We start from the raw sequence: 593 nt of genomic DNA, 5'->3' as shown, positions 1-593 counted from the left end.
TTTTCCGTTTAAGTTAAAAATCATTGATATTATCCTCAATAATCCCCTCATTATATAATGTAACTTTTAAATATGGGTCTATTTCAGCAATTTCTCTTGCAACAATCCATGATTTCTTTAAACCAATATTGTACACACCAGTTCTTATGCGATTCATATTACTCAAATCCAAGGTGTCAAAATCAGCAATTCTCAACTCTCCGAAACACCTTTCCATCGCCAGACTTATGGCCACACTCTGCCCAACCGATAAGCCTATGATGCCAATGATTTTATTCTGAAGCAACTCCTGCTCTTCATCAGTGATTTTTATAGCGGTTCCTTATGGTGCGTAATTTTACAAAATCTCTTTCTTCTAATATTCGCACTACTGTATTGCGCCAAGGATAATAAACCCAGATCCCATTTTCAGATTCCGACATTCCAGAATTAGAATAATATTCAATCTTTTTTTCGACCAACTCCTCTTGAGACAACTTTCTCTTGGGGTTCTGCGTTTTTATTAATTCTGAAAGCTGTAAATCAAAAGAATCAAAAAACATTACTTTACCTGTTTCTTTAAGCTGTTTGAGATCTTTTTGTCCTTCTTATTT

Annotated in this window: 1 protein-coding gene; it reads right to left on the bottom strand. The window is 34.4% G+C overall.

The genetic code is table 11. The features are described 5' to 3' along the window. Positions 1-13 precede the first annotated feature (13 nt). A complete protein-coding gene (locus ADIWIN_RS20710; RefSeq protein ID WP_262507754.1) occupies positions 14-307 on the bottom strand; it encodes a ThiF family adenylyltransferase in 294 nt (97 codons plus the stop codon). Between the last annotated feature and the right edge of the window lie 286 nt (positions 308-593).

It is taken from the genome of Winogradskyella psychrotolerans RS-3, assembly GCF_000427335.1.
Lineage (GTDB): Bacteria > Bacteroidota > Bacteroidia > Flavobacteriales > Flavobacteriaceae > Winogradskyella > Winogradskyella psychrotolerans.
This window is presented reverse-complemented; position numbering and strand designations above follow the sequence as displayed.